The sequence below is a fragment of the Pseudomonas simiae genome, from assembly GCF_000934565.1.
Taxonomy (GTDB): domain Bacteria; phylum Pseudomonadota; class Gammaproteobacteria; order Pseudomonadales; family Pseudomonadaceae; genus Aquipseudomonas; species Aquipseudomonas simiae.
This window is the reverse complement of sequence record NZ_CP010896.1, coordinates 5,067,501-5,088,481: the sequence shown is the minus strand read 5'-3', so window position 1 is coordinate 5,088,481 and position 20,981 is coordinate 5,067,501. Positions and strand designations below refer to the sequence as shown.

Below are 20,981 nucleotides of genomic sequence, written 5' to 3'. Positions count from 1 at the left end.
CGATGTTTGGTAAATTAAGTTGGGATGCGGTCCCGTTCCACGAGCCGATCGTAATGGTGACCATCGCCATGATCGCGCTGGGTGGTCTGGCACTGTTTGCAGGTATCACGTACTTCAAGAAGTGGACCTACCTGTGGACCGAGTGGTTGACGTCGGTCGACCACAAGAAAATCGGCGTCATGTACGTCATCGTTGCCATGGTCATGTTGCTGCGTGGTTTTGCCGACGCCATCATGATGCGTACCCAGTTGGCCATGGCCACCGAGGGTTCGCCTGGCTACCTGCCACCTGAACACTATGACCAGATCTTCACCGCTCACGGTGTGATCATGATCATCTTCATGGCGATGCCATTCTTCACCGGCCTGATGAACCTTGCCTTGCCGCTGCAGATTGGTGCCCGTGACGTTGCCTACCCGTTCCTGAACTCCCTGAGCTTCTGGCTGCTGGTTTCCGGCGTGGTGCTGATCAACGTGTCCCTGGGCGTCGGCGAGTTCGCCAAGACCGGTTGGGTTGCGTATCCGCCATTGTCGGGCCTGCAATACAGCCCTGGCGTGGGTGTGGACTACTACATCTGGGCGCTACAGTTATCAGGACTCGGGACGACATTGACGGGGGTCAACTTCCTGGCCACCGTCCTGAAAATGCGCGCCCCTGGCATGAAACTGATGGACATGCCGATCTTCACCTGGACCTGCACCTGGGCCAACGTCCTGATCGTGGCTTCGTTCCCGATCCTGGCCGCTACCATGGCGCTGCTGTCGCTTGACCGTTACCTGGATTTCCACATTTTCACCAACGAACTTGGTGGCAATCCAATGATGTACGTGAACCTGTTCTGGGCATGGGGTCACCCTGAGGTGTACATCCTGATCCTGCCAGCGTTCGGTATCTTCTCCGAAGTGATCTCGACCTTTACCGGCAAGCGCCTGTTCGGTCACCACTCGATGGTCTATGCATCGGGCGCAATCTCCGTACTGGGCTTCATGGTTTGGCTGCACCACTTCTTCACCATGGGTTCGGGCGCCAGCGTCAACGCCTTCTTCGGCCTGGCGACGATGCTGATTTCCATCCCGACGGGGGTGAAGCTATTCAACTGGCTGTTCACCATCTACCACGGTCGTCTGCGCATGACCAGCCAGGTCCTGTGGACCCTGGGCTTCATGGTGACCTTCGCCATCGGCGGCATGACCGGTGTACTGCTGGCCATCCCGGGTGCTGACTTCGTCCTGCACAACAGCCTGTTCGTGATCGCTCACTTCCACAACGTGATCATCGGTGGTGCGGTATTCGGTTACATCGCTGGCTTCAGCTTCTACTTCCCGAAAGCGTTCGGCTTCAAGCTGCACGAAGGTTGGGGCAAGGCTGCATTCTGGTTCTGGATCTCGGGCTTCTTCGTCGCGTTCATGCCGCTCTATGCTCTGGGCTTCATGGGCATGACCCGTCGTCTGAACGCTACTACCAACCCTGAGTGGGTGCCGTACCTGTACGTCGCCATGTTCGGTGCGGTGATGATCGCTGTGGGTATCGCTTGCCAGCTGATCCAGCTGTACGTGAGTGTCCGTGACCGTAAGCAGAACGCTTGCGAATCGGGTGACCCATGGAATGGCCACACCCTGGAATGGTCGACTTCGTCGCCACCGCCGTTCTACAACTTCGCCGTGATCCCGACTGCGAACACCATTGATGCGTTCACCGAAGCCAAGGAAGACGGTACTGCGTACCAGCGTCCTAAGCACTACGAACCGATCCACATGCCAAGCAACACCGCCACTGGCGTGGTGATGGGTGCGCTGTTGACCGTGTTTGGTTTCGCGATGATCTGGCACATCTGGTGGCTGGCAATCGCGAGCCTGGTGGGCACTATCGGTTACTTCATCATTCACGCTGCCCGTGATGATCAAGGCTACATGGTGCCGGTCGAAACGATCGAACGCATCGAAGCCGAGCAGCACGCTCGCCTGGTAGCCGAGAAGAAGATTCCGGCCAACCGTGTAGAAACCTCGTTGGAACAGGCTTAAACCATGTCGAACTTAGTGACCAATGCTGGACACGCCCATGTCGATGACCATGGGCACGATGACCATCACCACGACTCGGGGCCGATGACCGTTTTCGGTTTCTGGCTCTACCTGATGACCGACTGCATTTTGTTTGCGTCGATCTTCGCGGTGTACGCGGTACTGGTAAACAACGTAGCGGGTGGCCCGTCGGGCCACGACATCTTCGAACTGCCTTACGTGCTCGGCGAAACCGCCTTGCTGTTGTTCAGTTCGATCACCTACGGCTTCGCCATGTTGGCCTTCTACAAGGGCAACAAGAAAGGCGTACTGAGCTGGTTGGCCCTGACCTTCCTGTTCGGTCTGGGCTTCATCGGCATGGAGATCAACGAGTTCCACCTGCTGATCTCCGAAGGCTACGGCCCGCACCGTTCCGGCTTCCTGTCCGCGTTCTTCACGCTGGTAGGCACCCACGGTCTGCACGTAACGGCCGGCCTGCTGTGGATGGCGGTGATGATGTATCAGGTCAATAAACACGGCCTGACCAACACCAACAAGACTCGCCTGAGCTGCCTGAGCCTGTTCTGGCACTTCCTGGACGTGGTCTGGATCTGCGTCTTCACCGTTGTTTACCTGATGGGGACTCTGTAATGGCTAATGCACACTCCCATGACCATGACAGCCATGATGCGAGCCACGGCAGCGTTAAGTCGTACGCCATCGGCTTCATCCTGTCGGTAATCCTGACGCTCATCCCGTTCGGTCTGGTGATGTACCCGACTCTGCCGAAGTCGATCACTTTGATGATCGTACTGGCGTTCGCGGTGATTCAGGTTCTGGTTCACCTGGTGTACTTCCTGCACCTGGACCGTTCCAAAGAGCAGCGCGACAACGTGATTGCGTTCGTGTTTGCAGGGTTGGTAATCCTGCTGCTGGTTGGCCTGTCGATATGGATCATGTTCAGCATCCATACGTTCATGATGGCGAAGTGAGGTAAGACCCGATGTCGCTTAAGCACTTTATCCAAATCACCAAACCGGGGATCATTTTCGGTAACGTGCTTTCTGTGGCGGGCGGTTTCTTCCTGGCCTCCAAGGGACATGTCGATCTGGCCATCTTCCTGGCTGCAATGATCGGCACTTCCCTGGTGGTAGCTTCCGGATGTGTGTTCAACAACTGCATCGACCGTGACATCGATATCAAGATGGAGCGCACCAAGAATCGCGTGCTGGTCCAGGGCCTCATCTCCCTGAAGCTGGCACTGATCTACGCGACCGTCCTCGGTGTTGCCGGTGTGGCGTTGTTGTACAAGGTGGCCAATCCGCTGGCGGCGCTGTTTGCCGTGATCGGCTTTGTCATCTACGTCGGCCTCTACAGCCTGTACCTCAAGCGCAAGTCGGTTCACGGCACGCTGGTGGGCAGTCTGTCGGGGGCGATGCCGCCGGTGATTGGTTATGTGGCTGTGACCAATAGCTTCGACATGGCCGCGCTGACGCTACTGGTGATGTTCAGCCTGTGGCAGATGCCGCATTCGTACGCCATCGCGATTTTCCGCTTCAATGACTACCTGGCTGCTTCGATTCCGGTCTTGCCGGTAAAACGCGGCATCCAGGTCGCCAAGAAACACATCCTGCTGTACATCCTGGCCTTCCTTGTGGCGACCTTGATGTTGACCTTCAGTGGCTACGCCGGCATGAGCTACCTTGCCGTCGCCGCCGCCATGGGCATGTACTGGTTGTACATGGCCTGGACCGGCTACAAGGCGGTGGATGACACCGTCTGGGCACGCAAGCTGTTCGTGTTCTCGATCTTCACCATCACCGCGCTCAGCGTGATGATGTCCCTGGATTTCCAAGTGCCGAAAGAGCTGTTGCTGACCTACGCTCACTGAGTGGTCCCGCAGTGAAAAAGCCCCGCCGTCGAGAGACGCGCGGGGCTTTTTCTTGGGTGTGGTTTTAAATCTGCGCAGGGTTTTCTCGTCATACCCCTCTGTACGAGTTGTGCGAATCCATCACCCCTCTACCAGGATTAGCCCTATGGTCAGCGTCAGTCGTCGGTCCCTTCTCGCCCTGGGCGCAGCCCTGCCATTGCTGGGGCGCCTCGATTGGGCGGTTGCAGCGCCGCCGCCGGAAAAGCCTGACAAGGTGCGGCTCAATTACAACGAAAGCCCTTACGGCCCCTCAGGCGCTGCGCGTGAGGCGATGCAGCGGGGTATCGCTACCGCTGGGTTTTATCCTTACGACTCTATGTATGCGTTGGCAGGACTGTTCGCCCAGCAGCAGGGGATTGCCGAAAAGCAGGTGGCGGTCTTTGCGGGTTCGATGGCGGCCTTGCGCTATGCGGTGCTGGCGTTCACCACTGAGAGCCGCGGCCTGGTGATGGCCATGCCGTCCTACGAGGTGCCGCGCCAAGCGGCGCGGTCGAACAAGGCACCTGTGAAGGAAGTCAGCCTGGGGGCCGACCACGCCCACGACATCCCGGCCATGCTTGCCGCCGATCCACAGGCCGGCATGCTCTACGTGTGCAACCCCAACAATCCTACTGGCACCATCACACCGACCGAGGCCATCCGCCACGCGTTGGCGAACAAGCCCAAAGGCAGCGTGCTGGTGGTGGACGAGGCTTACATCGACTTCGCCGACGTGCCCAGCGTGGTCAGTTGGGTGAAGGACCACGACGACCTGCTGGTACTGCGCACGTTCTCGAAAATCTACGGCATGGCCGGTGCCCGCCTGGGTTTGGCGATCGGCCACCCGGCGCTGCTGGAGCGGCTGGCCGTGTTTGGCGGCGACAACGTGCCGGCGGGCACCAGCTTGCTCGGCGGCCTTGCCAGCCTGGAAGACGTGAAGCTGTTGCCGCAACGCAAGGCCCTCAATAATCAAGTGCGTGATGAGACCGTGGCGTGGTTGAAGGGGCGTGGTTTCACTTGCACGGCGTCACAGGCGAACTGTTTCATGATCGATGTGAAACAACCGGCGGAGCAGGTGATCGAGAAGCTGGCGACGCAGGGCGTGATGATCGGCCGGGTGTTTGAAAGCTGGCCGCAGTGGGTGCGGGTGACGGTGGGCGATAAGCGGGAGATGGCGCGGTTTCGCGAGGTGTTTGCAGCGCAGGTCGAACGCGCGGGTTAACCCCCTGCAAAACAAATGTGGGAGCTGGCTTGCCTGCGATCGCATCACCTCGGTTTCGCTGATTGACCGAGGGGCTGCGATCGCAGGCAAGCCAGCTCCCACATTTGATTCTGCGGTGCAGCTTGCTTCGGGTTACTGCTGCGCGATGCTGTAACCCTCAAACGCCGTCTGCTGCTGCAATGCAGTGATCACGCTCTTGCGGCTCAGCGGCTGTTCGGCGCCTGCGTTATCCACAAAGCTCTCCACCTCCAGCTCCGCTTCATCGCCTTCACCCACAAAGCTGAAACCCAGGAATTCGAACGCCTCGCGGTCCACGTTCAGCTTCGAACGCGGCGTACGCAGCGGCAGCGTGACGCTGATGCCATCTTTGCTGATCACAAACACTTCGGCTTCTTTCTTCGGCCGTGATGCCTTGCTCTTGCCGGCGCTCGGGTTGCTGATGGCCTGGTGGCTCTGGTTCAGCACTTTCAACGCCAGGCCGTAGACCAACTCCTGGAACTCGGGGTCGTCCTTGAAGCAGGACAGAATGCGGCTGATCGAAAACTGGCTGCTCAAGTTTTCCAGCGCAGCGTTATCGGCGGCTTCGGCGTCCTTGAGTTGCTTGAGCTGGCCCATCAGGTCGTAGGCCTTGTCGTCGTCAAAAGCATCGTGGGCCTGACGGATGGCCACGCGCAGTTCGCGGATCTGATCGCTTTCTTTGGACGTGTGAAAAGCGTCCAGCACCATCTCGCTGATGATCTTGGCCGCTGGCAGATGCTGTGAAAGATTGATGGCGTTTTCGTACTCGGCTTTGGAAGGCAAGGCGACTACGGATTCTTCGGGGGCGGATTTTTCGGTGTAAGAATCGGACATTGAAATTTCACTACTTCAGTAAACGAGGACAAAAAAGCGTCGGGCATTTTCAGGGGGGAGGGAGGTCAGGTCAAGGCAGCACAATGCCCTCAGGTTCTGCTGATCCATATCAACAGGCGCCTTGGGGACACTCGCTACAACAACGCTGGGACTTAGCCCGCCCCAGCGATTCGCCTGATGACGCATAAAAACAATTGCAGACCTGACCATGCCGGCTGTGTCCAGAGCCCCCGCCGCGCCGCCCGCCGACCTGTTCACCCGCCATGGTGGCCTGGGTTACATGCAGTTCTGCAGCGACTGCCATCTCAACGCCGGCACGGTGGAAACCGGTCGATGCGCGTGATTAATCCAACTGCTTGAGGCAGGCTTCGAGCATAGTCAGGCCTTCCTCCAGCACCGCGGGCTCGATGGTCAGCGGTGCCAGCAGGCGGATGATATGCCGCGACTTGCCGCTGGGCATCAGCAACAAACCGGCGTCCCGCGCCAGGCCGAGCAACTGGGTGAGCTGTTTCGGCGCGGGTGTGCCGTCAGCGTTGGTCAGTTCGATGCCGCGCATGGAGCCCACGCCGGTCAGGCGGCCGAGGTAAGGTGTCAGGCCGTGTGCGCGCCAGGTTTGATAACGGCTGACGATGGCTTCTTCCTGTTGTGAGCCCCAGGCGCTCAGGTGTTCATCGGTCATGGCGTCGAGGGTGGCCAATGCTGCCGCGCACGCAATGGGGTTGCCGGAATAGGTGCCGCCCAGGCCACCTTTGGGCAGGTTGTCCATCAGCGCCTTGCGCCCTACGACTGCGCCCAGCGGCACACCGCCAGCGATGCTTTTACCCAGCAGGATCAAGTCGGGCTCGATTCCCAGGCGCGAGAAAGCAAAACGCTCGCCGGTACGGCCAAAGCCCGATTGGATTTCATCGGCAATCAGCAGAATGTTGTTCTCGTTGCAAAAGCGTCGCAGCGCCTGGGCGAATTCGATATCCAGCGCGAGAAACCCGCCTTCGCCTTGCACCGGCTCGATGATGAAACAGGCCACATCGCTGACGTCGATTTCCACGCTGAACAGGCGGTCCATGGCTTTCAGCGCCTCGGCGCAAGTCACGCCATTATCGGCGCTAGGGTAGGGCAGGTGATACACAGGCCCCGGTAGTACACCGACCTTCTGCTTATAGGGCGCCACCTTACCGTTGAGGTTGAGCGTGGCCAGGGTACGGCCGTGGAAGGCGCCGTCAAACGCGATCACTGCCGTGCGGCCGGTGGCGCCGCGCACGATCTTCAGCGCATTTTCCGCCGCTTCCGCGCCGCTGTTGGTGAGCATGCCGCTGATCGGGTAGTCCACAGGGATAAATGCGGTAAGACGATCCATCAGCTCGACGTAGGGCGCGTGAGGTGCGGCATTAAACGCATAGTGGGTCAGCCTGGTCGCCTGGTCGCGAATCGCGTCGACCACACCGGGATGGCAGTGGCCGAGGTTGAGCACACCAATGCCGCCGACAAAATCGATATAGCGTTTGCCCGAGGTGTCCCAGACCTCAGCGTTTTTACCGTGGCTGAGGCTGATGGGGTGAACGATGGAAATCGACTGGCTAATGGTTTCGTGGCTCATGAATCGGGGACTCGGCAGTGGCGGGCGTGTTTTTATCTAAGCCGGGCGCCCGCCCTTGTCGCAAACGAAATAAAGTCGCCGGGTCATGACTGAAAGTCGGGATGTGCGCCGACATAGTCCACCATCCAATTGAGGAAGGCTTTCACTTTGGGAATCTCGCCGGCATGTTCGGCGTGGGCGATGAAGTGCGCGCCGCTGCTGGGCATCGCATAGTCCCAGGGAATCATCAGGCTGCCCTGTGCGAGTTCATCAGCCACCAGATACTGCGGCACCAACGCCACGCCATAGCCCGATTGTGCCGCGCGGATGCACATGTAGAACGTGTCGAAGCGCGGGCCGTGGTAGCTGTTCTGCGAGTGCAGGCCCTGTTCCAGGAACCATTCGTGCCAGGCTTCCGGGCGCGAGGTGCATTGCAGCAACGTGTGGCGCGACGATGCATGGCTGCCTTCGGCGACGAAACCTGGTGCGCACACCGGCACCACTGCCTCACGGAAAAGCTCAATGCAGGTCGCCCCCGGCCACGAGCCCTGGCCGAAGAAAAACGCGATATCGGCCTTGGCTTGCAACACGTCGAAAGGCTCCAGCTCGTTGCGCACATCCAGGTGGATGTTTGGATGTAGCGCTGCAAAGTCCTTGAGCTTGGGCACCAGCCAGCGGTCGCCGAAGGTTGGCTGGGTGGCGATGCGCAGCACTTCGGTCTCGCCGCCGTAGGTGAGGATATAGCGGCTGGAGATGTCCACCTGGGTGAGGATCTTATGCACTTCGGCCAGGTACAACGACCCGGCCGGCGACAGGTACAAACGCTGGCGCACCCGTTCGAACAAGTTGTGGCAAAGCATCTCTTCCAGCTGCGCCACCTGTTTGCTCACCGCACTTTGGGTCAGGTGCAGCTCTTCGGCAGCGCGAGTGAAACTCAAATGGCGAGCGGCAGCTTCGAAGCATTGCAGGGCTGTCATCGAAGGGGTCAAACGTTTAGAAATCATGCACTTCATTCCAAATCGGAAGGAGCCTTTGCCTAAAGGTCGTTTGTGGCAGTAGCGCAAAGCCGTTGATACTGCCCGGCAGCACTATAAACCGGCGCGGGCTGTGGGGCGCCGAATAATAAGGAATGACAGGGAGAGCCTTGCATGAACCCATTCAAAACCACCTTGGCCGCTATCGGGGCAACCGCCGTGCTGGGCCTGGCGAGCACCGCCGAGGCAGGCACGACACTGGACGCCATCCAGAAAAAAGGCTTTATCCAATGCGGCGTCAGTGACGGGCTGCCGGGCTTTGGCGTACCGGACAGCAAGGGCAAGATGACCGGTATCGATGTGGACGTGTGCCACGCGGTGGCGGCGGCAGTTTTCGGCGATGCGTCGAAAGTGAAGTTCACCCAGTTGACCGCCAAGGAACGTTTCACTGCGTTGCAGTCCGGTGAAATCGACCTGATTTCGCGCAACACCACCTGGACCAGCTCCCGTGATTCGGGCATGGGCTTGGTCTTCACCGGCGTGACTTATTACGACGGTATCGGCTTCCTGGTGAACAACAAGCTGGGCGTCACCGCTGCCAAGCAACTGGACGGCGCCACCGTGTGCATCCAAGCCGGCACCACGACTGAGTTGAACGTCTCGGACTACTTCCGCACCCACGGCATGAAGTACACGCCGATCACCTTCGACACGGCCGACGAAAGCGCCAAGGGGCTGGAAGCCGGGCGTTGCGACGTGCTGACCACCGATCAGTCGGGCCTGTACGCCCAGCGCATCAAGATGGCCCAGCCAGACGAGTTCGTGGTGTTGCCGGAAGTGATCTCCAAGGAACCGCTGGGGCCGTTGGTGCGCAAGGGTGATGACGAATGGTTCAGCATCGTTAAATGGACCTTGTTCGCGATGCTCAATGCCGAGGAAATGGGCATCACCTCGCAGAACGTCGAAGAGCAGGCCAAGACCACCAAGAACCCGGATGTCGCGCGATTACTGGGGGCGGACGGCGAATACGGCAAGGACCTGAAGCTGCGCAAGGATTGGGTGGTGCAGATCGTCAAGCAGGTGGGCAACTACGGCGAAGTGTTCGAGCGCAACATCGGCCAGGGCAGCGTGCTGAAGATCAAGCGCGGGCTTAATGCGCTGTGGAACAACGGCGGTATCCAGTACGCGCCGCCGGTTCGCTGACACGCCGGGGTGTTATTCGGACACCCCATCCTTCCCCGCTGCCTTGGCGCGATACAACGCCTGGTCGGCGCGCACCATCAGGGCGGCGGGGGGCTCATCCGTTTGACGCTCGGCCACACCCAGGCTCAGGGTGACCTTGAAGTCGTCCCTGTGCGGGCTGTTCTTCAACTTCAGACGGATATTCGCCGCCATTGTTTTTGCGATCTCCAACGAGGTTTTGGGCAGGATCAGCACAAACTCATCGCCACCCCATCGGGCTAACAGGTCTTCAGGGCGGATACAGCGTTGCAGGCATTCAGCCACCTGCACCAGCGTCTGATCGCCCACACCGTGACCGCATCGGTCATTGATCGACTTGAAGTCGTCGATATCCATCGCAATCAGTGCCAGTGGCAGGCGAAAGCGCTGGGCGCGGTCGCACTCTTGCAGCAACACTTTTTCCAGACGGTAGCGATTGGCGACGAGGGTCAGGGCGTCCCGTTCGGCCAGGAAGCGATTTTCATCCAACTGCAGTTGCAACTGTTGATTGACCCGTGACAGCTCGCGGGTGCGTTCGGCCACCAGTGCTTCAAGGGATTGGTTGCGCCGTTCCAGCTGTTCGACTGAGCTTTTGCGCAGGTCTATATCGCGGTGGGCACCCACCATACGCGCCACCGAGCCGTCAGCATTGCGCGCAATCACGTAGCCGCGGTCTTCAATCCACAGGTAGCTGCCATCTTTTTTGCGGCAGCGGTATTCGGCTTGGTAGTGGGGCGCGCGGCGGTGGATGTAGTCGTCAAACAGCTTCATCACCTGGGAGTAGTCGTCTGGGTGTATCACGTTTTCCCACGTGAACACGTTGTTCTCCAGTGCGTGGCGGTGATAGCCCAGCATTTCGTACCAGCCTGGGTTGCGATAGACGAACCCGGTGTTGGCGTTCCAATCCCAGATCCCGTCGCTGACCAGTTCCAGAACGGTGTGCAGCATGTCGGCGTTGAAGTGAGAGAAATCTTGCTCTAACGGGTTATTGCCGGAGATATCGGTCATCTGCGCATTCCTTGCCTGGGCAGGCGCATAAGGCCTGCCGATGTTTACGCCGATACTCCGTGGCTGGCGCTACTGTACAACGGGACTGGAGGCCTTTGAATAGGGCAGATGTGCGGCTTACGATTGATGGCTATTGGCTATTTATTCGGCGCCACCATCCTTGTCTGCGCCCGCCCATCCGCGTTGTGCTGGTAAATCGCCTCAGGCCGGCCCAGCTCATTGAAAAACACCTGGCCAATGCCCGCCGAATTCCACAGCCGCTCGCCGGCTTCGGCATGCTCCGGAATATGCGGCACCACCTGCATGGTGCGTCGGCGCGTGAACCAATTGAGGGGCGAACGCGGCGAGTAGAGCCAACGGTTGAGGCGGTCGAACCACTCCAGTAAGCGTGGTGGGAATTCGTTCTTGATACCGCTGCTGGTGATCTGCCAGATCCTGGGACCAGCATTGCGATAACGAATCAGTACTTCGTAAACAAACGAGTAGTGCACGTCACCGGAGAGGATCACGTAGTTACCCGGCGTGCGCGAGTGGCGGAAGATATTGAGGATCACCTGGGCAGCGCCGCGATGGGCCATCCAGTTTTCCGCATCGACGAGCAAAGGGTAGCCGCACCAGCTGAAGACTTTCTGTACAGTCTCGATCAGCTTGACGCCAAAGATTGGCGCGGGCGAGACGATGATGGCCGAGGGGTGGTCCAGCAGTTCCTGTTGCAGTTCGCTCAAGGCTTCCCAGTCCAGCAGGCCGGAGGGTTGCTTGAGGGTGAACTCGCTGCGCCAGCGGCGCGTGCGAGTATCGAGCACCACCAGGGCAGGGGTGGTGGGCAGTACGTAGTGCCAGCGTTGAAATTTCAGCAGTGCCTCGAGCAGTTCATCCTGTGCAGTGGCGTCCAGATGGTTGGCGTGCGGCTGAGCAGTGAGCGCTTGGGTCTGGTTGATCAGTTCGCCAAATACATCCGGTTGGTTGCCCCAACCTTGGCACAGCAGGTAGGCCAACAGCGCGTTGCCGATGATGCGCTTGGAAAAGGGGTGGCCGTACGCAGTCTCTTCCCATTGGGCGCTGAGGTTCCAGTCATCGGTGATGTCGTGATCATCAAAGATCATCAGGGTGGACAGATGAGCGAAGACCCGCGCGACGCCTGGCAGGCCATCGCGGAATCGTTCTATCTGAACCTGTTCACGGGCGTAACGCTGCTGTCGTTCTGCATTGAGCTGCGGAGGTTGAGGCGCGATCAGCGTCCAGGGCGTCGGCGACCACACCAGCAAATACATCGCGATGACTTCGGCGAAGGTCACCAGGTGATTGTCGGCGGTGCTGCTGGTAAAGATCGGCTTTTTCACGCCCCCGAAGAAGCGTTCGCGCAGGGTTTCGTTGCTGTCCAGCGCCGGCAGCAAGTCGGCGCGATGGTAATAGCTGGCGCTGTGTCCATAGAGGCTGGCGCTGTCATCTACCACCGCGCCCTCCAGGTATTCATCGAACAAACCCAGACGTGCAATCAAGGCATGTATCGCCCGTAGCATGGGCCCAGCTACATCATCGGCGTAGACTTGGTCGCCGCTCATCATCAGCAGCGCCGGGCGGTCGGCCGGGCTTTGGGCATCGGCCAGCAGGCGGTCGACACACAGCAGACCCTCGTCGGCGCTGTGATGGGGTTTGCGGCATGAGCCGTGTACCAACTGATGGATGCGGCTGTGCAAAACGAAACTTGGGAGACAGGCGTTGGCGTACAGCAGGTGCGGTGCCCAGTCGGCGATGCCGGTGTTGTCGAACGACAGGTCGTAGCTGATCGCCACGTCCAGGGGCAGCGCGTCGTCCAGCGTCACATCGATCAGGTGGATAAAGGCATTGCGCCCCACGCGTACGACCTGGCATTGGTCTGGCGAGATAACCCGTGTTTGTGCAGGCAACGTCAGCGTCAATTCCAGTGCGCGACTCCCCACCAACCACAACACCAGGCGCCGTGGTTCGAGGCGTCGCAGCAGTGGGCCAGCCAGTACGGCGGGCAGTGTGTCGGTGTTCGGCATGCAGATGAGGTTTCCAGGCTGGTTTGAACCGGCAAGGTTAATCCAGTGAATGTCATGGTTTTGTTAAGGAAGAGGACGAAGGGCCGTGCACTGCCCTTCGTATGCAGCGGTTAGAGCAATCGGCCTTGGCCGAGGCTGTCCAGTCCACTGCCGCTTCTGCGGCGACCGTTGTTCGTCGTACGATCAGGGTCGGCGGCGTTCAGGTCTGTTGCATCAGTGCTGCGCTTCCTGCGCTGGGGCTCTGCATCATCCTGCTGCAGGGGGGGGAATTGAACGCTGCCCAGTGTGTGATTGATAGCGCTAAGCATGGATGTTTCCTTCTATTGAATAGTGGCTTACTTCGCCTGTTGGAGCGAAGTGAGGCCAACCTTATAGGGGACGAAACGGGTCAGCTATAAACGCGCTGCTGCAAGATATGACCAGGGGGGTTGGCGCTTTCAGACGTCATCTGAGGGGCTGTTCGTGCAATTGTCTAGCCCAGGAGATGTAGCGCCTTGCTTGCGCTTTCGCACAAACGCCACGGGATTTCCCGCCACCACGAGGGTTGGAGGCGGGGGGGTATTGCCTGTTTAAAAACGTGGCAAGCAAGGGGCACTCAGGTGTGCGAATCGTCAATCACCTTCGGCACCGTGAACCGGAATTCACTGCCCCGACCCACTTCGCTCTCTGCAACGATCTTGCCGCCATGGGCTTGGACAATACCTTGCGTAATGTACAGCCCCAGCCCGCTGCCGGTCGGGTTGTTTTCTGTTTGGGTCCAGTAGCGATCGAACACGTGTGGCAGTTGTTCCGGTGCAATACCTTCGCCGGAATCGCGCACCGAGAACACGATTTCTTCGCCACTGCTCATGGCGCTGATACCGATGTTGCCTTGGCGCGGGGTGAATTTGATGGCGTTGCCAATCAAGTTCGACAACACCTGGAACAGACGCTCCGGGTCGGCGTTGATCTGCAGGCCCGGCTCGGCGTTGAACGACAGGTCGATGCCTTTCTCCATTGCCAGGGGGGCCAGCAACGAGTAGGCCTCATCGAACATCTGGCTCACATCTAGGCTCACCGGTCGCACCACGTAACGCCCAGCCTCGATTTTTGAGGTGTCGAGCAAGTCCTCCAGCAGCACATTCATGCGTCCGGCGGCCTGTTGCATGGTGTCGATGGCCGAGGAAATCCGCCGCGAAGTGTGGGGGCCATCGGAGCTGAAGGCTTGCTGCATCATGCCGCACAGCATGGAGATCACTGTCATCGGGTTGCGCAGGTCGTGGGACACCACCGCCACCAGCTCATCGCGGGCGCGCACGGCTTGTTGTTCGCGCAGCACCTGGCGGGCCAGGTCGTTTTCGAGGGCCGAGCGGCGCAGATCGTTGGCAGCAAAGCGGTCGCCATGGCTCCACTTGGTGGAGATGCCAGCCATTTCCACCTTCCAGATTTCAAACGAAGTGCGTGGGCGAAGTCGCAAGCCTGAGTCGGAGTTTTCCAGGTCCAGCGGTTTTCTCGGGTCGCCGCTCCAGTTGATGTTCTCTTTGACTTCCGGGCGGAACCACAGCACGCCGTTATCCACAGGCTTGGGCAGACTCATTGCCAGCACACCACTGGCCACCTGCTGGAACTCGGCCGCCGGCGGGTACACCGACGACAGTTTATGGCTGGAGAACACCGGCTCGCCGCCCTCTTGCAGCCACTTGTGCAAGGCACGGATCTGCGCCGGCTCCGGGCAGTTGCCGTAACGGTGCAGTTGCTTGTCTTCGATGATCGCCACGCCGCCGGACAGCGTCAGGTCCATCAGCAGCTGACCCTGCTGTGCCAGGCCGTCGAACACGTTCTCTTCCGAGCGCTTCATCGCTTGATCCAGCAAAGCCAGGGCCTCGACTTTCTCTTCACGCTGGCGGCTCAGGTCCAGGGCTTCCATGGCGCTGATCTGCAACGACAGCACCTGGCCGATGGTCTGGCAGGCCGTACGCAGGTCGTTGGGCACCAGCAACGGTTCCCGGTTGCCGCAACTGATCAGGCCCCACAGCGTGTCGCCCTTCATCAGCGAGATGCTCATGGACGACAACACACCCATGTTCTGCATGTACTGGCAATGAATCGGCGACACGCTGCGCAGGGTAGCGAAGCTCAAATCCAGTGGCTGGCCGGTGTCTGGGCGCAGCTTGGGCAGCAGTGGCACGGGCTCGTAGGCCGCATTTGGGATGATGCGTAGCCAATTGGTGCGATACAGCTCGCGCGCTTGCTCGGGGATGTCGGATGCGGGGAAGAACAGCCCGTTGAACAGCTCCATGGACGGTGCCGACGCTTCGGCAATCACCTGGCCGTGACCTTCGTCTTCGAAGCGGTAGATGAGCACACGGTCGTAACCGGTCATGGCTTGGATTTCGTTCACGCTGATTTCGTACAGCGCTTGCAGGGTTTTCGCCGACTGCAAACGCTGCAGCATTTTGCCCAAGTCACTGGTGCGCCCCTTCAGCGCCCGGGGACGGAAATCTTTGAGCAGCGGTTCGAATTCGAGCACCAGCACATTCTGATGGCGATGCAGCAGGCCTTCGAATTCCGCGCCGTTAAACGTGACGTGCAAAGGTGGCGCATCGAAGAACGTATTGTGATCGGCCATGACGGCAACCGCCTTGGCGTGTTCGGCGCCTACCAGCGTGTGCAGCGGCTGGCCCAGCAGCGCCTCGGGAGCATGGCCGAACAGGCTGCCGACGTTGGCACTGACCTGGATGATGTTCAGGTCCGGCTCCGACAACGTCAGCAGCACACCGTGGGGTTGGATCGCTCCGGGAAAGCGGATGGGCTCGTCGGCACAGTTGGCAAGCAGCTCTTCAAAGTCTTCGGGTTTCACAGCAGTACCTCCTGGCTGTCGAGCCATTGCTCAAAGCAGCTGAATGTTGAACGGGCAGCGTTCACCGCGCTCTGTCTGGCCGGCGCGTCCAGTGGTTGGTCGCCGAGGTAGTCGAGAAAGTCTTTCCAGCGCCGACCGGTTTCGACGCCGTAGATATTGAGGAACGCACCGCCGTTGTGGGCATTCACGTTCAGGCGCTGGGTCATTTCCCGACGCAGCACTTGGCCGCCCAGCGTCGCGCCTTCCAAGACATAAAGGGCGCCAAGGCAAGCGGCGGGGGTATCAAGGATTGGGAGTTCGAGACAGCGCGGCAGGGTGCTGACAGCCTGGTCATCCAAACCCAAGGCAGCGAGGTCGCAGACGAGCGTCGGTGTTTTCACGCGCAAGACTGCGTCGTATCCATCAGGAATCAAGCCACTTTCGTACAGTGCTGATTCCAACGGCCGATAAAAACCGTAATACGCCTGGAGCAAGCGCTGATACCAATCGGCATCCAGGCCCTCGGAGAAAAACGGCAGGCGCTTTTCCAATGCCACGTGCAACAGGGCCGTGCCTGTGCGCAACGCTTCCAGCAAAGAGGGCGCACCAACGTCATGGGCCTGTGAATGCATTCAGTAAGCTCGAACTGTGGGCCTCTCGGCCATGAATGACGCGTGGAAATGGGCGGCGATTCTACACATCTCAAAGCCTTATTCTATACGCACAAGGCGAGAAGGCTGACCGACGGATCAGAAAAGTCGCTCCTTGCATCATTAATGACCACAGAGCATTGCGCGAAGTTCGGCTTCAGTGATATCGCGACGCTATCAATGCAGGGAAAGACCCTGTTGATTCAGCGCCGTCTGCACACACTCAATCAAATGACCGGTACTCCACGGCTTGGGCAGGAACCGCACCGACGCCCCCAATTGCGAGGCCAGCTTGCTATTGCCGGACGTCAACACCACCGGCACCGTGGGCCAGCGATGCGCGACCACCTTGCTCAAGTCATAGCCGTTAAGCAGACCTGGCATCTGAATATCGCTGACAATCAAGTCCACGGGCTCATCGCCCTGTTCCAGGTAAATCATTCCTTCATCTGCAGAAGGAAACGATGTCACCACTGCGCCGAATTCTTCCAGCACATCCACCATCAACGCCCGAATGATTTCGTCGTCTTCCAACACCAAAATCGATGGCTGAGCCATGATTCTTACTCCACCATCAGGGTTCATACAGGTGGAGTAGAACTCGTCTGGATAGGTTCGATTGGATGTGTTCGAGGCGATGGGTGGTCATAACAATGTCGTTGCAGGATACTGCGCCACCTCAACGACATCGCGCGGTATTCTGCGTGGACCAAAAAAACCATGATCTGGATGGGCATGCGCTCTTAACGCTACCGCAAAAGGAATTGTATGTTTGCCCGTAACCCCTTGGTTCCAGAACTCATAGTGACCAACCTCGGCAACAGTCTGGATTTTTGGGTTGAACAGCTGGGTTTTTCCCTCGCTTACCAGCGCGTCGAAGACGGTTTCGCTTACCTCGACCTGGAGGGCGCGCAAATCATGCTGGAGCAATACGATCCCGACGCGGGGCAATGGCTGACCGCACCATTGGACCAACCCTTCGGGCGCGGTATCAATCTGCAAATCGACGTACCCGGCGTTACCCCCATCCTGCAACGCTTGGCCTCTATTGGCTGGCCGCTGTTCAAGGGGGTTGAAGATGCCTGGTATCGTGCCGGCGACGTAGAGGCGGGGCAGCGGCAGTTCATCGTGCAAGACCCGGACGGTTACCTGGTGCGCTTGGTTGAACGGTTGGGGGAAAGGTCGTTTATACCGGCATAATTGCTCCGGCTTTCGTCGCAGCAACGCTTGAAATGGAGTCTCCGTGAAGTACCGTACTTTGATCACCCTCGCCCTGGTATTCACCGCGGGCCCTGCCTTCGCGGCCGGCGACGCCGAGGCGGGCGGCAAGCTATTCACTAAGACCTGCGGCGGCTGCCACAGCATCGGCGAAGGTGCGCGTGGTGGGTTCGGGCCGCAGCTCAATGGCATCATCGGCAGGCCTGCTGGGACCACCGCGGACTATCAGTATTCCGATGCGATGAAAAACTCCGGTGTGGTCTGGACCCGGGACAAGCTCGCCGCTTACATCGAAGCACCGAAGAAGGTAGTGAGTGGCACGCGGATGATCTTCTGGGGCATCAGCGATCAAGAGAAGATAGACAACATTCTGGCGTACCTTGAGACCTTTCAGCCCAAGTGACTGTTGCGCCGGGAAGGACCTGAGAGCGTGATATTTCCAGCGCTCTCCGCCAGGGTCTTCATCGTTCGCGCTGACTTCGCCGAAGTACCAATGCCCTGACTCGAAGACGATTCCTTCTTCGTTCTCGTGAGTGAAGTGAAAGCCAGCGTCGTGGAAGTCTGGCGGAATGACCAACCCCCATTCACAAGCCAGGCTTCGGTCGGTGATTCTGGTGTGTTTCGCTTTGCACCTGTTGAGCCGCGTAGGCAGTAAAAAGACCCTGGGACGCCAAGGTCTTTTTTTGCCTGTTGATCAGGTCAGAAGATGCCGGGAAATGAGCCGGGAGATTTCGACGATCGAGGTCTTGCCGGTGAATTCAAACCTCACCTTCCCCAACGACGAAAAGTAGATTTCCAACTCGGAATCCAGATCAAACGTCCCGGACGTCTCCACTGAATACGCCACGATGTTCTTGTACGGCAGCGAAGTGAAATCCTTCTTGCTACCCGTTATCCCCTGCACATTCACCGCAATAATCCGCTTGGTGGTAAACACCACCCCATCACGCATGGCCTTGTACGCATTCACCACTTCTTCACCGTCCAGCAGCAGGTCGGCGACGCGTTCGGCGTATTCGTTGTTCTGCTTGAGTTTGAAAAAGCCTTTGTTGCTGAAGTCGATCATGGGCCTGCCTCCTGGGTGTATGCCGTTTTGCTCGCGGATCTGTATCTAACGCGGGCATTTTGAACGCCCTACCATGGCGGCCAACCTTACAACCTTGGCCAGATGTTTCAAAAAACGGAGCCCGACCATGCCTGAACTGTCCAACTGGCTGGCTTATGCGCTGATCTCCCTCGGCATGGTGCTGACGCCCGGCCCAAACATGATTTACCTCATTTCCCGCTCGATCTGCCAGGGCCGCACTGCCGGGTATGTGTCCCTGGGCGGTGTAGCGTTGGGGTTTCTGGTTTATATGCTCTGCGCGGCGTTGGGAATCACCGCTTTGGTGATGGCGGTGCCGTTTGCCTATGACGCACTGCGCTTCGGCGGGGCGTTGTACCTGGCGTACATGGCTTGGCAGGCAATTCGGCCGGGTGGGCGTTCACCGTTCCAGGTGCGGGAACTGCCCAAGGACACCCCGCGCAAGCTGTTCACCATGGGCTTGGTGACCAATTTGCTGAACCCCAAGGTGGCGGTGATGTATTTGTCGTTGTTGCCGCAGTTCATCGACCCGAATGGCCACGGCAGTGTGTTGGCGCAATCGCTGGTGCTGGGCTTCACGCAGATTTTGATCAGCGTGAGCGTTAACGCAGTGATTGCCACGATGGCGGGTTCCATCGCGGTGTTTTTTGTCACCCGGCCGGGATGGCAGGTGGTGCAGCGTTGGTTGATGGGGTCGGTACTGATGGGGTTGGCGGTGCGGATGGCGGTGGAGGGGCGGCGCTAAGTCGTACCTTATAGGATGGCTTTCAGATAGTCCTTGAGGGCGCCGAGCGGGGCATTGAGTTCATCCAGTGTCGACGCTTGGTGCGCGTCCACCGCAAGCCGGTTCAGCTCGCGTCCCATTACAGTGCCGGCGCCGTCCAAGGCGTCGAGCGCCAGCGTCAGGCATTCATCGAGCTTCGACTGAATCCCCACCAGATCCCCCTGCCGCACCAACAACCCAAACACCTCGCGGTCATACCTCTCCATCACCGGATCATCCCGTAGAACCGGGCTGCCGCCGTCAGTCTCGTGCACCAGCTTCAGTGCAAAAAGCGCCACCGCTTCCAGCGTCAATTCCATGCTCTCGGTTCCTCGGCGTCTTTGGGGATGGTGGGGGGAGGGCGATGATCCCTGTTCTTTGGCGGAAAAAAAAGACCTGGTGCGACACGTCATCTGCTGCTGTGTGGTCGTTTTTGCGCGTTGGAGTAGGGCTATTGGGGGCAATTCTTATGCGCAGGGCTTAGGGCGCCTCTACTTCCCGAGCGCGTCGCCGTACGCTTTAAGCGTGGACAGCCTGTATTCGATCCACCACGGCTGGACACAACGCTGGCTGGCCAGAACGCTCGGCAATCTCAGTGATGCTGCTCGGAGGGGGTCTTCGGTAAGGAAAAAGAATTTCAATGCAGGGGTTGACCCCGTATTTTAATGCTGTACTATTCGCCTCCCGCTAACGAGCAGATTCGATACTGAATCTGGCTCAGGTAGTTGATTTTATTAGTAAAATCATAAGCCTTAGGGGTGTTTTTCTTGAGAGATGTGCTGTAGAGTGCACGCCTCGGTTGAGACGAAAGATCTTAACCAACCGCTCTTTAACAATTGAATCAAGCAATTCGTGTGGGTGCTTGTGGAGTCAGACTGATAGTCAACAAGATTATCAGCATCACAAGTTACTCCGCGAGAAATCAAAGATGTAACCAACGATTGCTGAGCCAAGTTTAGGGTTTCTTAAAAACCCAAAGATGTTTGAACTGAAGAGTTTGATCATGGCTCAGATTGAACGCTGGCGGCAGGCCTAACACATGCAAGTCGAGCGGTAGAGAGAAGCTTGCTTCTCTTGAGAGCGGCGGACGGGTGAGTAATGCCTAGGAATCTGCCTGGTAGTGGGGGATAACGTTCGGAAACGAACGCTAATACCGCATACGTCCTACGGGAGAAAGCAGGGGACCTTCGGGCCTTGCGCTATCAGATGAGCCTAGGTCGGATTAGCTAGTTGGTGAGGTAATGGCTCACCAAGGCGACGATCCGTAACTGGTCTGAGAGGATGATCAGTCACACTGGAACTGAGACACGGTCCAGACTCCTACGGGAGGCAGCAGTGGGGAATATTGGACAATGGGCGAAAGCCTGATCCAGCCATGCCGCGTGTGTGAAGAAGGTCTTCGGATTGTAAAGCACTTTAAGTTGGGAGGAAGGGCAGTTACCTAATACGTGATTGTTTTGACGTTACCGACAGAATAAGCACCGGCTAACTCTGTGCCAGCAGCCGCGGTAATACAGAGGGTGCAAGCGTTAATCGGAATTACTGGGCGTAAAGCGCGCGTAGGTGGTTTGTTAAGTTGGATGTGAAATCCCCGGGCTCAACCTGGGAACTGCATTCAAAACTGACTGACTAGAGTATGGTAGAGGGTGGTGGAATTTCCTGTGT

The 20,981-nt window shown here is 58.5% G+C and carries 20 protein-coding genes and 1 rRNA gene (1 of these 21 only partly in view); 11 read left to right on the top strand and 10 right to left on the bottom strand.

The annotated features are described in order from the left end of the window. Positions 1–2: 2 nt before the first annotated feature. The 5 genes from cyoB (at position 3) to ptaA (ending at position 5,131) form a co-directional block, all read left to right on the top strand. Positions 3–2,021 (top strand): cytochrome o ubiquinol oxidase subunit I, encoded by a 2,019-nt coding sequence (gene cyoB / locus PF1751_RS23120; protein WP_010206436.1) that lies wholly within the window; start codon positions 3–5, stop codon positions 2,019–2,021. A gap of 3 nt (positions 2,022–2,024) precedes the next feature. Next, the gene (locus PF1751_RS23115) at positions 2,025–2,651 is read left to right on the top strand and encodes a cytochrome o ubiquinol oxidase subunit III (protein ID WP_010206435.1); all 627 of its coding nucleotides are present in this window, start codon (positions 2,025–2,027) and stop codon (positions 2,649–2,651) included. Beyond that, entirely contained in the window at positions 2,651–2,992 is a 342-nt protein-coding gene (gene cyoD / locus PF1751_RS23110; RefSeq protein WP_010206434.1) for a cytochrome o ubiquinol oxidase subunit IV, read from the top strand. Before PF1751_RS23115 ends, cyoD begins: the two co-directional genes overlap by 1 nt. Before the next feature lie 11 nt (positions 2,993–3,003). Continuing rightward, positions 3,004–3,891 (top strand): heme o synthase, encoded by an 888-nt coding sequence (cyoE, locus tag PF1751_RS23105; protein ID WP_003194050.1) that lies wholly within the window; start codon positions 3,004–3,006, stop codon positions 3,889–3,891. Between the two features lie 145 nt (positions 3,892–4,036). Beyond that, entirely contained in the window at positions 4,037–5,131 is a 1,095-nt protein-coding gene (ptaA, locus tag PF1751_RS23100; protein ID WP_044287849.1) for a pyoverdine biosynthesis transaminase PtaA, read from the top strand. Between the two features lie 132 nt (positions 5,132–5,263). Here the strand turns inward: ptaA and PF1751_RS23095 are convergent, their stop codons facing one another. Then, positions 5,264–5,983: a hypothetical protein gene (locus tag PF1751_RS23095; protein ID WP_010206432.1), complete on the bottom strand. Its 720-nt coding sequence runs from the start codon at positions 5,981–5,983 to the stop codon at positions 5,264–5,266. A 217-nt stretch (positions 5,984–6,200) separates the two neighbouring features. On the opposite strand from PF1751_RS23095, the gene PF1751_RS29580 reads away from it, so the two are divergent. Next, on the top strand, positions 6,201–6,326 hold the full coding sequence (locus PF1751_RS29580) for a hypothetical protein (protein WP_373422435.1): 126 nt from the start codon (positions 6,201–6,203) through the stop codon (positions 6,324–6,326). Here PF1751_RS29580 and PF1751_RS23090 read toward each other — a convergent pair whose 3' ends face one another. Together PF1751_RS23090 and PF1751_RS23085 are read right to left on the bottom strand one after the other, a co-directional pair. Continuing rightward, positions 6,327–7,577 (bottom strand): 2-aminoadipate transaminase, encoded by a 1,251-nt coding sequence (locus tag PF1751_RS23090; protein WP_044287847.1) that lies wholly within the window; start codon positions 7,575–7,577, stop codon positions 6,327–6,329. A gap of 83 nt (positions 7,578–7,660) precedes the next feature. Then, positions 7,661–8,560, bottom strand: a complete 900-nt coding sequence (locus PF1751_RS23085; RefSeq protein WP_010206430.1) for a LysR substrate-binding domain-containing protein — start codon at positions 8,558–8,560, stop codon at positions 7,661–7,663. A 144-nt stretch (positions 8,561–8,704) separates the two neighbouring features. Here PF1751_RS23085 and PF1751_RS23080 point away from each other — a divergent pair, with 144 nt between their 5' ends. Further along, positions 8,705–9,733: an amino acid ABC transporter substrate-binding protein gene (locus PF1751_RS23080; RefSeq protein WP_010206426.1), complete on the top strand. Its 1,029-nt coding sequence runs from the start codon at positions 8,705–8,707 to the stop codon at positions 9,731–9,733. 12 nt (positions 9,734–9,745) lie between these two features. Here PF1751_RS23080 and PF1751_RS23075 read toward each other — a convergent pair whose 3' ends face one another. The 5 genes from PF1751_RS23075 to PF1751_RS23050 form a co-directional block, all read right to left on the bottom strand. Continuing rightward, complete coding sequence (locus PF1751_RS23075) at positions 9,746–10,759, bottom strand: sensor domain-containing diguanylate cyclase (RefSeq protein WP_010206425.1); 1,014 nt, start codon at positions 10,757–10,759, stop codon at positions 9,746–9,748. A 137-nt stretch (positions 10,760–10,896) separates the two neighbouring features. Beyond that, a complete protein-coding gene (locus tag PF1751_RS23070) occupies positions 10,897–12,783 on the bottom strand; it encodes an alkaline phosphatase D family protein (protein ID WP_010206424.1) in 1,887 nt (628 codons plus the stop codon). A 595-nt stretch (positions 12,784–13,378) separates the two neighbouring features. Beyond that, positions 13,379–15,622: an ATP-binding protein gene (locus PF1751_RS23060; RefSeq protein WP_010206421.1), complete on the bottom strand. Its 2,244-nt coding sequence runs from the start codon at positions 15,620–15,622 to the stop codon at positions 13,379–13,381. Beyond that, positions 15,619–16,233 carry a biliverdin-producing heme oxygenase gene (locus PF1751_RS23055; RefSeq protein ID WP_010206418.1) on the bottom strand — a complete coding sequence of 205 codons (615 nt, stop codon included), beginning with the start codon at positions 16,231–16,233 and terminating at the stop codon, positions 15,619–15,621. The genes PF1751_RS23060 and PF1751_RS23055 overlap by 4 nt, the downstream gene beginning before the upstream one ends. 195 nt (positions 16,234–16,428) lie before the next feature. Continuing rightward, positions 16,429–16,809 carry a response regulator gene (locus PF1751_RS23050; protein ID WP_010206417.1) on the bottom strand — a complete coding sequence of 127 codons (381 nt, stop codon included), beginning with the start codon at positions 16,807–16,809 and terminating at the stop codon, positions 16,429–16,431. Positions 16,810–17,019: 210 nt separating this feature from the next. Here PF1751_RS23050 and PF1751_RS23045 point away from each other — a divergent pair, with 210 nt between their 5' ends. Then, positions 17,020–17,451, top strand: coding sequence for a bleomycin resistance protein (locus tag PF1751_RS23045; protein WP_021492136.1), 432 nt, complete (start codon positions 17,020–17,022; stop codon positions 17,449–17,451). Positions 17,452–17,494: 43 nt separating this feature from the next. Continuing rightward, entirely contained in the window at positions 17,495–17,872 is a 378-nt protein-coding gene (locus PF1751_RS23040) for a c-type cytochrome (protein ID WP_010206414.1), read from the top strand. Between the two features lie 291 nt (positions 17,873–18,163). Here PF1751_RS23040 and PF1751_RS23035 read toward each other — a convergent pair whose 3' ends face one another. Beyond that, entirely contained in the window at positions 18,164–18,535 is a 372-nt protein-coding gene (locus PF1751_RS23035; protein WP_044287843.1) for a PH domain-containing protein, read from the bottom strand. Positions 18,536–18,662: 127 nt separating this feature from the next. On the opposite strand from PF1751_RS23035, the gene PF1751_RS23030 reads away from it, so the two are divergent. Further along, positions 18,663–19,298: a LysE family translocator gene (locus PF1751_RS23030; protein ID WP_021492135.1), complete on the top strand. Its 636-nt coding sequence runs from the start codon at positions 18,663–18,665 to the stop codon at positions 19,296–19,298. An 8-nt stretch (positions 19,299–19,306) separates the two neighbouring features. Here the strand turns inward: PF1751_RS23030 and PF1751_RS23025 are convergent, their stop codons facing one another. Further along, positions 19,307–19,636 carry a hypothetical protein gene (locus PF1751_RS23025; protein ID WP_021492134.1) on the bottom strand — a complete coding sequence of 110 codons (330 nt, stop codon included), beginning with the start codon at positions 19,634–19,636 and terminating at the stop codon, positions 19,307–19,309. Between the two features lie 665 nt (positions 19,637–20,301). Here PF1751_RS23025 and PF1751_RS23020 point away from each other — a divergent pair. Beyond that, positions 20,302–20,981, top strand: a 16S ribosomal RNA gene (locus PF1751_RS23020) (it continues 857 nt past the right edge of the window).

Coding starts and splice junctions, on each gene's coding strand:
- cyoB (WP_010206436.1), top strand. CDS start 3: ATGTTTGGTAAATTAAGTTGGGATGCGGTCCCGTTCCACGAGCCGATC.
- PF1751_RS23115 (WP_010206435.1), top strand. CDS start 2,025: ATGTCGAACTTAGTGACCAATGCTGGACACGCCCATGTCGATGACCAT.
- cyoD (WP_010206434.1), top strand. CDS start 2,651: ATGGCTAATGCACACTCCCATGACCATGACAGCCATGATGCGAGCCAC.
- cyoE (WP_003194050.1), top strand. CDS start 3,004: ATGTCGCTTAAGCACTTTATCCAAATCACCAAACCGGGGATCATTTTC.
- ptaA (WP_044287849.1), top strand. CDS start 4,037: ATGGTCAGCGTCAGTCGTCGGTCCCTTCTCGCCCTGGGCGCAGCCCTG.
- PF1751_RS23095 (WP_010206432.1), bottom strand. CDS start 5,983: ATGTCCGATTCTTACACCGAAAAATCCGCCCCCGAAGAATCCGTAGTC.
- PF1751_RS23090 (WP_044287847.1), bottom strand. CDS start 7,577: ATGAGCCACGAAACCATTAGCCAGTCGATTTCCATCGTTCACCCCATC.
- PF1751_RS23085 (WP_010206430.1), bottom strand. CDS start 8,560: ATGATTTCTAAACGTTTGACCCCTTCGATGACAGCCCTGCAATGCTTC.
- PF1751_RS23080 (WP_010206426.1), top strand. CDS start 8,705: ATGAACCCATTCAAAACCACCTTGGCCGCTATCGGGGCAACCGCCGTG.
- PF1751_RS23075 (WP_010206425.1), bottom strand. CDS start 10,759: ATGACCGATATCTCCGGCAATAACCCGTTAGAGCAAGATTTCTCTCAC.
- PF1751_RS23070 (WP_010206424.1), bottom strand. CDS start 12,783: ATGCCGAACACCGACACACTGCCCGCCGTACTGGCTGGCCCACTGCTG.
- PF1751_RS23055 (WP_010206418.1), bottom strand. CDS start 16,233: ATGCATTCACAGGCCCATGACGTTGGTGCGCCCTCTTTGCTGGAAGCG.
- PF1751_RS23050 (WP_010206417.1), bottom strand. CDS start 16,809: ATGGCTCAGCCATCGATTTTGGTGTTGGAAGACGACGAAATCATTCGG.
- PF1751_RS23045 (WP_021492136.1), top strand. CDS start 17,020: ATGTTTGCCCGTAACCCCTTGGTTCCAGAACTCATAGTGACCAACCTC.
- PF1751_RS23035 (WP_044287843.1), bottom strand. CDS start 18,535: ATGATCGACTTCAGCAACAAAGGCTTTTTCAAACTCAAGCAGAACAAC.
- PF1751_RS23030 (WP_021492135.1), top strand. CDS start 18,663: ATGCCTGAACTGTCCAACTGGCTGGCTTATGCGCTGATCTCCCTCGGC.
- PF1751_RS23025 (WP_021492134.1), bottom strand. CDS start 19,636: ATGGAATTGACGCTGGAAGCGGTGGCGCTTTTTGCACTGAAGCTGGTG.